Source organism: Leptotrichia rugosa, assembly GCF_041200005.1.
Classification (GTDB): Bacteria; Fusobacteriota; Fusobacteriia; order Fusobacteriales; family Leptotrichiaceae; genus Leptotrichia; species Leptotrichia rugosa.
Map to the genome: position 1 here is coordinate 662,893 of NZ_CP165644.1, position 13,325 is coordinate 676,217.

The following is a 13,325-nucleotide window of genomic DNA, read 5'->3' on the forward strand; positions in this document are numbered from 1 at the left end:
GATGCAGAATAATAAAAAGTTAATATCAGTAAAAAATTTGAATTTTAATTATGGAAAAGATGCTATTCTGAGTGATATTTCGCTGGATATTTATAAAGGAAAAAATGTTGCAATAATTGGGAGAAATGGTGGCGGAAAGTCAACTTTGGTAAAATTGATGCTTGGCTTTTTGAAGAAAAAGTCTGGAGAAATAGATTACTATGTTGACAAGAATAAAATTGGATATTTGCCACAAATTAGAGAGTTTGATACTTCTTTTCCTATTAATATTTTTGATTTAGTGATTTCTGGACTTACAAAAAAGTCGAATTTATTTAAAAAATTTAGTGCAGAAGATAGAAAAAGGACAAATGACTTGCTTGCCGAATTTGAAATCGAAAAATTGAAAGATAAGTTGATTAGCGAAGTTTCTGGAGGTCAGTTACAGAGAGCCTTGATTGCAAGAGCTTTAATATCATCGCCAGAAATTTTATTTTTGGATGAGCCTGAATCTTTTTTGGATAAAAAATTTGAGTTTGAGTTATATGAGAAAATAAAGCAATTATCGGATTCTACGATTGTTGTAATTTCGCATGAACTGGATAAATTATGCTGTTATGTCGATTCGATTTTTATTGTGGAAGAAGAAATTCGTATTTTTGAAGATAAAAATGAATTTTTCAAGAGTGAATTTGCTCACAGGCACATTCATAATCATAAAATATAGATTTTTAGCTAACGATTATTAAAAATATAGATTTTTCAAAAACAGTAAGAATACAGTAAAAGTAACGAGTCATAAAAAAGATACTAATATTTTTATAAAAAAGGAAATACATAAAGAATGGGAGAAAAATGGAATTTTTAGAAATTTTTAACTATGCTTTCATGAGAAATGCTCTTATTGTGGGTATTTTATCAAGCATCTGCTGTGGGATAATAGGAACCTATATTGTAAATAAAAAAATGGTGTTCATATCGTCGAGTATCAGTCACGCTTCGTATGGTGGAATCGGAATTGGAGTGTATTTAATATATTTTTTCAAATTGCCGCTAAATGATCCATTGATTTTTGGATTAATATTTTCTATATTATCAGGAATATTGATACTTATACTGAAAGACTTTTTTGGTGTAAATGGCGATTTGGGAATTGGAATAATGATGTCGTTTGGAATGGCGATTGGAATTATATTTTCCTTTATGACACCAGGCTATCAAGCAGATATGTCAACTTATCTTTTTGGAAATATTTTGCTGTCAAATAGCATGAATATAATTTCGCTGCTAATTTTAGACATTATTACAATCATATTTTTCATAATTTTCTACAAAGCAATAGTTTATTCAAGTTTTGATGAAAATTTTTATAAATTATACGGCGTACCAGTCAAGTTTGTAAATTACTTTATGATTATAATAATTTCATCAGCGATTATTATAAATATAAAAACAATTGGAATTATTTTAATAATCTCAATTTTAACAATACCACAAGCAACAGCGGCAATTATCGCAAGAAAATACAGTGTAATAATATATTTGTCAATATTATTCTCATTTTTAGGAATATTGTTTGGATTATTATTCTCATATATTTTCAATATTCCATCAGGACCAGCTATAATAGTGGCTTTGATTGTTATAATGTTAATTGTGAAAGTAGGAGCTTTTGTAAAAGAGAAAATTGGATAAATTGAGTAAATTTAATAAATTTTAAACTAAAAATATTATAGTTATAGATTATTATTAAATTTAAAGATAAAAAAATAAAGCACTGAGAAAAAAATATCTTGGTGCTTTTTATAATTATTTTTATTTTCTTATAATATATATTCAAACTAATTTAAAATTAAACTAATGAAATTGTATAAATTTAGGTTTTGAGTAAATAGCCATAGCTTTTAAGTTTGATTTTAATATTACAATTTTTTGAAAAAAGTTTATTTAGCCATTAATCAAATAAACATTGATTTTATTTGATTTTTCAAATATAATATAGGAAACAAAAAGAGAAAGAAGTGATAACTATGAATTCACAAGAATTAAATAAATTTATAAAAGAAAATGTTGATAAAATTTATGATGAAATGGTGAAAATTAGAAGAACTATACATATGAATCCTGAATTGGGGGATGAAGAATTTGAAACGAGTAAACTAATTAAGGAATTTTTGTCAAAAAATAATATTGAATTTTTTGAGATTATAAATACTGGCGTGGTTGCGACAATTTATAATGATGATAAGAAAAATGGTAAAAATCATACTGTTGCGACGAGGGCAGATATTGATGCATTGCCGATTTTTGAGGAAAATGATGTGGAGTATAAGTCGAAAAATCTTGGGAAAATGCACGCTTGTGGGCACGATACTCACACAACTATTCAATTGGGAGTTGCGAAAGTTTTGGCAAAAAATAAAGATAAGTGGAATGGAACTGTGAGATTTTTCTTTCAACCTGCGGAGGAAACTAATGGTGGTGCTGATAGAATGATAAAAGGTGGCGCTTTGAAATTTGAAAAAAGATCTACTGGGAATAGCGATTTTGAGAATAAAGAGAAAAATAGTAAAGGTGCTGACAGAAAGATTGATGCGTTTTTTGCACTTCATATGGCACCTGAGATTCCGACTGGGAAAATTGGTGTGAAAGTTGGAAAGGCTCATGCTTGTTCGGCACAATTGAAAGCTACTATTCATGGAGTTTCAGCTCATGCGGCGTTACCACATAAAGGAGTTGATGCGATATTGATTGGAGCAAAAGTTTTAGAATTTTTTCAGCCAATTGTGAGTAGAAGAATTGATCCTAGAGAGGGTGCGGTTATTACGATTGGATCATTTAAAGGTGGAGAAACAAATAATATTGTCTGTGATAAAGTGGAAATGTTAGGGACAATTAGAACACTTTCTAATGAGACTAGACTTTTTATAAAAGAAACTATTGAGAGGGATTTGCCAATTTTTGTAGAAAGCCTTGGTGGAAAGGTGGAAGTTAGCATAAGACTTGGTTATGCACCTGTGCTTAATGATGAAAAAATGACAGATTTTGTTGCTGGAAATATTGTTGATCTGTTTGGGAAAGATGCACTTGAGACTATTAAAGAAGCTAGAATGGATGTGGAAGATGTGAGTTATTTCTTGAATGAAATTCCTGGATGTTTTTTTAGATTGGGAACAAGAAATGAAACTAAAAATATGATTTATGATTTACATCATCCAAAATTTAATGTAGATGAAGAAGCAATAAAATATGGAATTGGACTGCAGTTAAAAAACATTTTGGAATATTTGAGAAAGTAACAGAAAATATAAAAAAAATTATTTTGGAATTACAAAAATAATTTATAAAATTAGGAGAAAAAAATTAAGAAATGGGAAAAAATTTTAAAATTGGTCAAAAATTGGAAATTGAAATTGAGAAAATTGTATTTGGCGGCGAAGGAATTGGCAGGGTTGATGGATTTACATTTTTTGTTCCAATGAGTGTACCTTATGATAAGCTTGAAATCGAGATTATTTCTTTGAAAAAAAGTTATGGTAGAGGACTTATTACACGGATAATTGAGCCTTCAAAAGATAGAATCGCAGATTTGTCAAAAGTAAGTTTTGAAGATTTTGACGGATGTGATTTTGGAATGCTTAAATACGAGAAGCAGCTGGAGTATAAAAATGAGATGCTGAAAGAGGTTTTGACAAAGATTGGCGGGATAAATTTTAAAGAAGTTATTTTGGAAGATATAATTGCGAGTGAATGTAAAAAAAATTATCGGAACAAGATAGCAGAGCCAATTTATAAAAAAGATGGAAAAATTATGACAGGATTTTATTCGAGAAAATCTCATAATGTGTTTACAGCAAAGGAGAATCTGTTACGTTCAGAAATTGCTGATAAAATAATAAATAAATTTTTGGAAGAAATAAACAGTTTTAATGGAACGAAAAATGAATTTAAAGTTTATAATGAAGTTAATAATACTGGATTTTTGAAACACATAATGGTAAGAAATAATGAAAAAAATGACGTTATGGTTGTCGTTGTTGTGAATAAAACTTCCCAATATAAGAATTTGGTTAAAGTTTTGGAAAAATTGTACGAAGAGAATGAAGAAGTGAAATCGGTTTATATTTCAATGAAAAAAGAGCAGAATAATGTGATTTTAGGTGATGAAAGTAGACATATTTTTGGTGAAAGTTATTTGGAAGAGGAAATTGAAGGAATAAAATTTAAGATTTATCCAGATTCATTTTTCCAAATTAATAAAAGACAGGCGATAAAATTGTACAACAAAGCGATTGAATATTTTGGAGAAAATAAAAAAGGAACTGTGGTTGATGCATTTTCTGGGACTGGGACGATTGCGATGATACTTTCTAAAAACGTTAAAAAAGTTATCGGTATTGAAAGTGTTGAAAGTTCGGTTGTTGCAGGAAATATGACTATTGAAGAAAATGGATTGAAGCATGTGAGTTTACTAAATGGAAAAGTTGAAAAAATTTTACCTGAAATTTTGAAAAAAGAAAAAATTAGTGGAATAATTTTTGACCCGCCTAGAAGAGGAATTGATGAAAAAGCACTTAGAAGCGTTGTAAAAAATAAAATTGAAAAAATTGTTTATATTTCTTGTAATCCAGCGACTTTTGCTAGAGATAGTAAATTTTTGATTGAAAAGGGGTATAAATTAGAGAAAATTACTGCGGTGGATATGTTTCCTCAGACGGCACATATTGAGTGTGTTGGAATGCTCACAAGATCAGAATAAATAAGGTTAAAAAAAAATTTTTTGAAAAGCAGAAATCTTAAAAATTATATGATTTTTATATTGAAAAACTATTAAAATTATAATTAATTAAATATTGTAAACAAAGTAAAGTAGAGTATACTCATACTGAAATTTGGAGGTAAGATATTTAAAAATTTAAAAAAAATTTCAAAAAATAAAATTGAAGAAAAGCGAGGAAATATTATGAAATCAACAAAAAAAATGATTTTAGCAACTTTAATTGGAGTGATGGCTATCGCTTCTATCGGATATTCAGCTATATCAAGATCATCAAGAAAAAAAACTGCAGCAACTTCTAAAAATTTGACAAGAAAGTTTAGCTGCAGCAGTAGAAACGTGACAGTTGAAAATCTTTCTACAAATAAAGTTAGATTAACAGATGATACTGGAAAAGTTTATAATTTGAAATTAACAAGATCTGCTAGTGGAGAAGAATATAAGGGTAATGGAATTTCTATTCAAATAAAAGGAAATGATGCTGTATTTACATCAAACGGAAATGATGAAAGCTGTAATTTGACAAGTAATGAAAATTCAAATAATGGAAGTTCAAATCAAAAAACTAATTTGTTGAGAAAATTCAGTTGTGACAGTTATCAAGATATAACAGTTGAAAATCTTTCAACAGATAAAGTAAAATTAGCTGATGGTTATGGAACTATATATAACTTAGATTCTACCGTATCTGGTAGTGGAGAAAAATATTCCAACGGAAATGTTTCTATTCAAATAAAAGAAAAAGAAGCTATTTATACAGAAAATGGAAAAGATAAAAACTGTACTCTAAAAAGTACTGGACACGGTTCAATTGAAGAATAGCCAAAAATAAAAATAAAAAAGCTGTTTATACGATTTTATCAATTGTGTTAAGCAGCTTTTTTTTATTTCAAAATTAAAATAAAACTATTATAGTTAAAGAAAATATGATAAAATTTAATGGAATTTGATGTTAAAGGTCATTAGACCTTATCTTAATAAATTTAGAAAGGAAAGTCATATGTTAAAAAATATAAAAGAAAGCTATCAGCATTCATATTTTCTATATTTAAAATTGATGGCGGTAGGTATTATTATTGGTCTTATTGTTGGAGTTATTGATATGATTTTTGGAAGAGGATTACTTTTAATTGGAGATATTAGGAAAGAATATTTATATTGTTTAGTACCTTTTTTGGCTTTGGCTGGAGTTTTAATAGTTTTTATTTATCAAAAATTTGCAGGAAAGACGAGTAAGGGCATGGGACTAATTTTTGAAGTTGGGCATGGGACTGAAAACAAGATTCCTTTGAGACTTATTCCGATTGTGTCGATTGCAACTTGGATTACACATTTGTTTGGCGGAAGTGCTGGGCGTGAAGGGGTTGCTGTACAGTTGGGAGCAACAATTTCTCATAAATTTAAAAAATATTTTGGCTTTCCAAATAAATCTAAGATTTTTTTAGTGATAGGAATGGCAGCAGGTTTTGGAGGATTATTCCAAACTCCGATAGCAGCTCTATTCTTCGCTTTAGAAGTCTTGACATTGGGGAATTTGCAGCTGTATGCTTTACTTCCGGCAATTGTTTCTTCATTTGTTGCAAGTTGGACTTCCGCTTTTCTTGGACTTGAAAAATTTAATCATTTTGTAAATACAAATTTTGCAGTAACGCCTTTGGCATTTGTAAAATTTGCAATTTTAGGGATAATTTTTGGAATTGTTGGAAATTTATTTGTTTATTTACAAAATTTTTTGAAGAAATATTTGTCAGAAAAGATTAAAAATTCTTATTACAGAATTTTTGTTATTGGAATTTTGTTAAGTATAGTATTTTTGATGCTGCATGAAGGTCGATATACTGGACTTGGAACGAATTTAATTGAAAATAGTTTTTCGGGGAAACAAGTTTATATGTATGACTGGATAATTAAATTGATATTGACGACATTAACGTTATCTGCAGGATTTCAGGGGGGAGAAGTGACACCGCTGTTTTCAATTGGAGCCTCATTGGGAGCCGTGATAGCTATTTTCTTTGGTTTACCAATTGAATTTGTCGCAGCAGCGGGATATATAAGTGTATTTGGAAGTGCGACAAATACTTTACTAGCGCCAATTTTTATTGGTGGAGAAGTGTTTGGGTTTAGCAATTTGCCATATTTTGTGATTATTGTTGTATTTGCTTATTTGGTGAACCGAAAAATATCAACCTATGGACTGCAAAAAAATTATTTTGAAGAATAAAATTAAAAATTATTTAAAAATATAGTTATTTTAGAATAAAAAATATTAAAAAGAAGAATTTTCATGTAAAAAGACATAAAGTTAAAAATGTAAAAATTTTTAATATATAATTAAAAACAAATATTATAAAATAAAAATTTCATTCTATTATAAATTTAAAGCCTTTACAAAATATAAAAAATATCGTAAAATCTATCGTTCAGGAATTTAACAGATTATAAAATATCTATAATAATTTTTAAAACAGATTCTATTAAATTTTAATTAATTAAAAAGCTTTTAAAATTATTATAAATATTAGTAAAATTATAAACTGGGAAAAAAAATATAAAGTATAAAAATCTAAGTTATGTAACATTGTATAATTTAAGAACATTAATTTTAAATTCTTTAATTATAGAATTTATTGGATATTTAGATTTTTGCGATTAAGCATAATAACTAATTTGAAAAGGAGATGAAATTTTTTGTTTAATAAGATTTTTAAAGAATTTTTGAATACCAAAAAATATATTTTAAAAGACAAAAATCCTGAAAGGTTAGAAGTTATCTCTAAAAAAGATATAATTAATAGTATTATCGAAAGTATCGTTTATACTGTACTAATTTTGATTATATTCTATTTTCTTCCTTTTACAAGGGAACAATTCTTTGGATTAAATTTGCATCCTCTTGTGATAATGGTTGCATTAATATCATTGCGGCATGGAATATATGCTGGATTTGTTAGTTCTTTTATAGCAATGACAGGATATTTGACGGCTTATATAATTTCAGGAGCTGATATGATATTGTTTTTTATGAAATTTCAATATAATAAATTTTTTGTAATATTTTTATTTGTTGCTATGATCTTAGGAAAATTTCAAGCCAATCGTAAAGCATATGAAGAAGAATCAAATAACAGCGTTAAAAAGAAAGAAAAATGGTGCAAAAAGAATAGTAATAGCATATTTTAGTATTGGAGAAGCAGGAGGATATAGAGATTTCTGGAAGCCAGAATGGAAGAATAAAGATACGAGACCTGACTGGATTGTCGGCGAAAATCCAAATTGGGCAGATGATTATATTATAAAATATTGGAGTCCCGAATGGAGAAAAATAGTAAAAGACTATCAAAAACGACTGGATGAAATTGGAGTAGATGGCTATATGCTTGATACAGTTGATACATACTATAATTTTGAAGTTAAATCTGAAAAAACTGGGAAAATTATAAATTAATTTTTTGAATAGCCAAATAAAATTAAATCTATGAAAAAAAATTTAAAGAATTTAGTTAAAGAAGGAACTATTTGAATGTAAGAATATGTTTATATTTCAAGTTCTGATAGTTCCTTTAAATTTAATTTTCTGTTTGTTTATCCGAGTTTTTTTATAAATCTTAAATATCTCATAGTGGTACATAATTTCATAAAAAATTTGAAAAATTATGTTGACAAAATTAAAAAAATATATTATAATAATCGAGTAATTTAAATTTGCCCGAGTGGTGAAATTGGTAGACGCAACGGACTCAAAATCCGTCGATTTTATATCGTGCCGGTTCGACTCCGGCCTCGGGCACCAATTTTGAAAAGTTTCGGCGACATGGTCGAGGGGCTTAGGCAGCGGTCTGCAAAACCGTTTACACCAGTTCGAATCTGGTTGTCGCCTCCAATATAGATTTTTAGAAATGATTTGCTGTTTGGTAGTCATTTTTTTTATTTTATAGAAAAATTGTGGTATAATAAATAAAAAATTTAAATTATTGCGAGGGAGAAAAATTAATGGGAATAAATAAAAGGCTTGATTTGGGCGAAATTAGAGATAGAATTGATGAAATTGACAGCAAATTAGTGGAACTTCTGGAGGAAAGACTTGCAATTGTTCAAGAAGTTGCACAGTTTAAAAAGCAGACTGGAAAAAAAATTTTTGATGAAATTCGGGAAAAGGAAGTTGTTACAAAAAATTTAAAAAAAGTAAAAAATATGGAATTATCTCATTATATTGAGATAATTTTTAAAGATATAATGAATTCCAGTAAAGAATATCAAAAATTTAAAATTGGAATTAATACAAAATATGTGAATGATTTGGATTTTTTTGACAAAAAGATTGGATATACTGGGGTTCCAGGATCTTATGCGTATGAAGTCTTAATTAATTTACTGAAAAATAATAAAAAATTTGATGAAAAAAATTTGGAAAATAATAAAAATATTTTTAATTTTAAAAGTCATAAAGATTTGGTGGAAGCGGTAAATAGTAGAAAAATTGATATTGCAATTTTGCCGATTGAAAATTCGATAGTGGGAGAAGTGCGGGATAGTATTGATTTGATTAATAAAAAAAGTATTCATATAATTGGAGAAGTTCAGCATAAAATTTCGCATAATTTGCTTGGAATAAAAGGCAGTAAAATTGAGGATATAAAAAATATTTATTCGCACGAACAGGCGTTTATGCAATGCTCAGAGTTTTTGGCTAATCACGACTGGAAACTTAATAAAATGTCGAATACGGCGATTGGAGCGAAATTTGTTTCAGAATGCAAAAATATTGAAAATGCTTGTATTGCGAATAAAAAAACTAAAGAAATGTATGATTTGGAAATTTTATGCGAAAATATCAACAATGAAAAAGAAAATTATACGAGATTTTTTGTGATTTCAAATGAGAACATTGTGCTTGACAAAAGTGATAAAATTAGTATTGTGACAAGTGTAAATGACAAATCTGGAGCGCTTGTGGAACTGCTTCAAATTTTTTATGAATATCATTTAAATATGGTAAATTTAAAATCTCGACCTCGTGAAAGTAAGCCATGGGAATATTATTTTTACATTGACTTTGAAGGAAATATTAAAAATGAAAATGTAAAAATGGCGCTTGAAAAGATTAGGGGAAAATCAAATTATTTACAAATATTGGGAAATTATAAAGTTTATAATTTACAATTAAATCAGTAAAATATTTAATTTGATTTAATTTATTTATTTAAAAAAGGATAAAAATAAAATATGAGATTAGATAAATTTTTGGCAAATTCTGGAATTGGAACAAGAAAAGAAGTCAAAATTATTTTGAAAAAAGGGAAAATAAGAGTTAATGAAAAAATCGTAAAAGATGCGAAAATGCAAGTTGACGAGATTAAAGATGATGTGAAGATCGAAGGTGAAAAAATTACTTATAAACCTTTTGTTTACATAATGATGAATAAACCATCTGGAGTTATTAGTGCAACAGAAGATGGTAAACACAAAACCGTGATTGATTTACTTTGTGAAAAATATAAAAATTATAAAGTTTTTCCAGTTGGAAGATTGGACATTGACACAGAAGGTTTACTTTTGCTCACAAATGACGGGGTTTTGGCGCATAACTTGCTCTCACCGAAAAAGCATGTTGACAAAAAATATTATGTGGAGTTAAAAGAACCTTTGACAATTGAAAAAAAGAAAATTTTGGAAAATGGAATAAAATTGGAAGAAAATTTTGTGACAAAAAAGGCAAAAATCGAAATTATTGATAAAGATGAAGATATAGAAGTAAATTCGGTATTTATAACCATTTCAGAAGGGAAGTTTCATCAAGTTAAAAGGATGTTTAAGTTTGTTGAAAACGAAGTTTTATATTTGAAAAGGGTGAAAATGGGAAAACTTTTACTTCCTGAAGACTTAAAATTGGGAGAATATAGAGAACTGAGCGAAGAAGAAATGAATTTGATTTTAAATTAAATTTATTTTAAAAAAAATAATTAATCGAAAAAAATTTAAAATATGATATAATTGACAAAACAAAAGTAAAAAAAATTGGAAAGTGAGATAAAATGGAAAAATATGGACTTTTGGGAGAAAAATTAGGTCATAGTTATTCTAAAGAAATTCACGAAATTTTTTTGAATTAACTGGGAAAAACGCAAATTATCAAATGATTGAAAGACAATCTGATGAGATAGGTCAATTGATGGAAGAAATAAAAAAAGGAAAATTTAAAGGAATAAATGTCACAATTCCTTATAAAGTGGAAGTGATTAAATATTTGGACGAAGTTTCTAAAATTGCAAAACAAATCGGAGCTGTAAATACAATTACCTGTAAAAATGGGAAATTAATTGGAGATAATTCTGATTATTTTGGATTTTTAAAAACTTTGAGAATTAATAATATTGATGTCAAAGGGAAAAAAGTTTTGGTACTTGGAACAGGTGGAGCTTCTAAAGCAATTTATAATGTTTTGATAGACAGTGGTGCAGAAAATGTTTATCTTGCCACAATTGAAGAAAATGATTCGTTTAAAGTGAGAACTAAAGATAGATTGATTCATTATTCGGCAGTTTCAGGACTTAAAAATATTGAGTTAATCGTAAACTGTACACCTGTGGGAATGTATCCAAATATAAATGAATGTCCGTTAAATGATAGCAACTTCATTGATACAAATGCTTTGGTGGATATTGTCTACAATCCAGAAGAAACCGTGCTTATGAAAAAATATAAACAAAAAGGTGTAAAAGTTATTTCAAATGGACTTATGATGCTTATTTCACAAGCAATAAAATCGGAAGAAATCTGGAATGAAGAAGAATATGATGTAAAAATTTTAGAAAAAATACACACTAGATTATCTGAAAAATTATATAAATAATTTTTTTTAGAAAGGAAAAGGTAAAAAAATGATAAAAAAAATAGTAGTAGCAATAATTTCTTTGAGTCTTGCAAATATTGGATTTTCTATAACTAATCAAGAGATGATAGATACGGGAAATGCAAATCAAAAAAAGACTTTTGATAAATATTTTAATGGAACTCCTCTAGCTGCGGCGGATAACACAGCTTTAATGAACAAAGTTTATGCAGAAATAATGGGAAATTTATACCGTGAAAACAGAGGATATTTTGACAGGGAATTTGCAAAATTGACAGGAAACAGAAAATCAGATTTTAGATCAATGTATGCTTATTATAGTGATTATGTCGTTGAATATCCAAAATTTCTAAAAAGGGCGTTTGGAAATTTTTTACAGGATGTAAGTGATATGCAGTCTTATACCTACACAAACACATATCTGATATTGGAAACTTTTAACTTGAATATGAATACGTATTTGGAAGGAGAAAAAAATGCTGGGACAATTGATCAAAATGTGAACGCAATTTATGATTATTTGTACAGCGTGGGAGACTCTAAAACGAAAGATGAATACAAGCAGATGTCAAGTGGACAGGTGTCAATGCTTGTAGAAGAAGAATATAGAAATCTGGAAAATATTTTAAATACAAGAGCGATGGAAGGAACAATCGAAAAAAAGGCGGCAGCAGGTTCTAAATCCAGCTTAAAAAAATTGAAAAAATTGTACAGTAACTATGACAAATATTTTGATAGATATATTGATGCCTCGAGATTATCCGCTGAAAATAAAGAAAAATTAAAAAAGCTGGCAAAATTTGAAAATATTTCAAATCTTAAGTTTATAGCACAATCAATTGAGAAAAAAGAAAATAACAACAAAAGCAAAGAATAGGGAAAGGAAGATTTTAGAATGAGTGAAAAAGATAAAGTTTATGGAATGGATAGTCCCATACAGCCAAATGAAACTTCGACTTTTGTAAAAGCAACTGATATGGAAATTTCACAAAATAGTAATAATTTTGATTTTAGAATATACAATGAGTTAGATGACTTTGCAGCAGAAGTTTTGGAAGGAAAAAAGTTAGTAAATTATATAAATACTAGGAGAGAGTATTTTTTTGAGCCAAAAGAAGCGATTTTTAATACTTTTGGGGAAGAAGAGTCAGGTGAGACGATTAAGACATTTTCGGATTTTTACTATCAATATTTGGCTAAAAAGGCGGATAGTTTTTTGTATAGATTTATGTCAAAAGGTTATACGGAAGGCTTGAAAAAATTAGTTGAGAAAAAGGGGATTGATCCAAATGAACTTGATGTAAATTGGGAGAGCATAAAATCTAAAGAAGAAAAATACGAAGAATCATTGATTGATATTTTGTATGCAATTTTAAATTACGAATTAAAAGCGTATGGAATGGAAATTTTTGGAATAAATATGGGTTATGAATCAACTTTGTACTTTATAATTCCAGAAAAATCTTTTCTTAGATTAAATAGAGAATCAGAGTTGTTTACAATTTTTGATATAGGTTTTCTTGAAACAATTTACAATGAAATCTATGAAGTGACTGGCGACCTTGGTATTGAAAATGTAGAAATTGGAGATTTTATAGAAAAAAAAGATGACAATGAATATCATACTTTGTTTGCGGATAGTTCTAAAAACTGCATAATAAAAGATATTGATGAAGATGATGAAACAATGGTAAAAATTATACTTTAATTGGGAGC

At 27.9% G+C, this 13,325-nt stretch carries 12 protein-coding genes, 2 tRNA genes and 1 pseudogene; all 15 read left to right on the top strand.

What is annotated here, in order from left to right:
• Position 1 precedes the first annotated feature (1 nt).
• The 15 genes and pseudogenes from AB8B22_RS03390 to AB8B22_RS03460 all read left to right on the top strand — a co-directional run bounded on the left by AB8B22_RS03390 (position 2) and on the right by AB8B22_RS03460 (position 13,317).
• A complete protein-coding gene (locus AB8B22_RS03390; RefSeq protein ID WP_369711660.1) occupies positions 2 to 706 on the top strand; it encodes a metal ABC transporter ATP-binding protein in 705 nt (234 codons plus the stop codon).
• Positions 707 to 834: 128 nt separating this feature from the next.
• Entirely contained in the window at positions 835 to 1,674 is an 840-nt protein-coding gene (locus AB8B22_RS03395) for a metal ABC transporter permease (RefSeq protein WP_369711661.1), read from the top strand.
• A gap of 335 nt (positions 1,675 to 2,009) precedes the next feature.
• Positions 2,010 to 3,278 (top strand): M20 metallopeptidase family protein, encoded by a 1,269-nt coding sequence (locus tag AB8B22_RS03400; RefSeq protein ID WP_369711662.1) that lies wholly within the window; start codon positions 2,010 to 2,012, stop codon positions 3,276 to 3,278.
• Between the two features lie 71 nt (positions 3,279 to 3,349).
• Complete coding sequence (gene rlmD / locus AB8B22_RS03405) at positions 3,350 to 4,738, top strand: 23S rRNA (uracil(1939)-C(5))-methyltransferase RlmD (RefSeq protein ID WP_369711663.1); 1,389 nt, start codon at positions 3,350 to 3,352, stop codon at positions 4,736 to 4,738.
• 204 nt (positions 4,739 to 4,942) lie between these two features.
• Entirely contained in the window at positions 4,943 to 5,578 is a 636-nt protein-coding gene (locus tag AB8B22_RS03410) for an MliC family protein (protein ID WP_369711664.1), read from the top strand.
• Positions 5,579 to 5,756: 178 nt separating this feature from the next.
• Positions 5,757 to 6,980, top strand: a complete 1,224-nt coding sequence (locus tag AB8B22_RS03415) for a chloride channel protein (protein WP_369711665.1) — start codon at positions 5,757 to 5,759, stop codon at positions 6,978 to 6,980.
• A gap of 467 nt (positions 6,981 to 7,447) precedes the next feature.
• The gene (locus AB8B22_RS03420) at positions 7,448 to 7,939 is read left to right on the top strand and encodes a hypothetical protein (protein WP_369711666.1); all 492 of its coding nucleotides are present in this window, start codon (positions 7,448 to 7,450) and stop codon (positions 7,937 to 7,939) included.
• Positions 7,872 to 8,204, top strand: a pseudogene (locus tag AB8B22_RS03425) (endo alpha-1,4 polygalactosaminidase); the annotation flags it as partial. The gene AB8B22_RS03420 and the pseudogene AB8B22_RS03425, both read left to right, overlap by 68 nt.
• Before the next feature lie 259 nt (positions 8,205 to 8,463).
• Positions 8,464 to 8,549 (top strand) — tRNA-Leu (locus AB8B22_RS03430).
• Between the two features lie 15 nt (positions 8,550 to 8,564).
• Positions 8,565 to 8,639 (top strand) — tRNA-Cys (locus AB8B22_RS03435).
• Positions 8,640 to 8,749: 110 nt separating this feature from the next.
• Positions 8,750 to 9,931, top strand: coding sequence for a chorismate mutase (locus AB8B22_RS03440; RefSeq protein ID WP_369711667.1), 1,182 nt, complete (start codon positions 8,750 to 8,752; stop codon positions 9,929 to 9,931).
• Between the two features lie 51 nt (positions 9,932 to 9,982).
• Positions 9,983 to 10,699, top strand: coding sequence for a pseudouridine synthase (locus AB8B22_RS03445; RefSeq protein ID WP_369711668.1), 717 nt, complete (start codon positions 9,983 to 9,985; stop codon positions 10,697 to 10,699).
• A 193-nt stretch (positions 10,700 to 10,892) separates the two neighbouring features.
• Positions 10,893 to 11,609 carry a shikimate dehydrogenase family protein gene (locus AB8B22_RS03450; protein ID WP_369711669.1) on the top strand — a complete coding sequence of 239 codons (717 nt, stop codon included), beginning with the start codon at positions 10,893 to 10,895 and terminating at the stop codon, positions 11,607 to 11,609.
• A 28-nt stretch (positions 11,610 to 11,637) separates the two neighbouring features.
• Complete coding sequence (locus tag AB8B22_RS03455) at positions 11,638 to 12,486, top strand: hypothetical protein (protein WP_369711670.1); 849 nt, start codon at positions 11,638 to 11,640, stop codon at positions 12,484 to 12,486.
• 18 nt (positions 12,487 to 12,504) lie between these two features.
• Positions 12,505 to 13,317 carry a hypothetical protein gene (locus AB8B22_RS03460; RefSeq protein WP_369711671.1) on the top strand — a complete coding sequence of 271 codons (813 nt, stop codon included), beginning with the start codon at positions 12,505 to 12,507 and terminating at the stop codon, positions 13,315 to 13,317.
• The last annotated feature ends 8 nt before the right edge of the window (positions 13,318 to 13,325 follow it).